Genomic DNA, 266 nt, shown 5'->3' with positions numbered 1-266 from the left:
GTGATCGCGAGCACGCAAGCGGCCATCGACCAAGGCCGCAACCAACTGACCACCGGCACGCTGACGGTGGCCGACATCACCAACACCAGCCATTACAAGGCCACGGGCGTGAACCTGTCCGGCGGCTATGCGGCGGGCGGCAGCAATGGCAAGAGCGATGGCAAAAGCGACGGAAGCAGTGGCGACACGGCCAGCAGCCAAATGCCCCCGACGGCGAACCAGGGCAGCAGTTGGTCCTGGCAGAACCAGGGCAGCGGGGCGAGGGG

Annotated in this window: 1 protein-coding gene; it reads left to right on the top strand. The window is 66.9% G+C overall.

Annotated elements, in window-relative coordinates; all coding sequences use genetic code 11:
* Nucleotides 1-266, top strand: a 266-nt coding sequence (locus XalbCFBP2523_RS16125) for a hypothetical protein (protein WP_146084177.1), incomplete at both ends; no start/stop codon positions are given.

This window comes from Xanthomonas albilineans (assembly GCF_002939705.1).
GTDB classification, from domain to species: Bacteria; Pseudomonadota; Gammaproteobacteria; order Xanthomonadales; family Xanthomonadaceae; genus Xanthomonas_A; species Xanthomonas_A albilineans.
The sequence above is the reverse complement of the archived record's forward strand: the minus strand, read 5'-3'. Positions and strand labels throughout refer to the sequence as shown.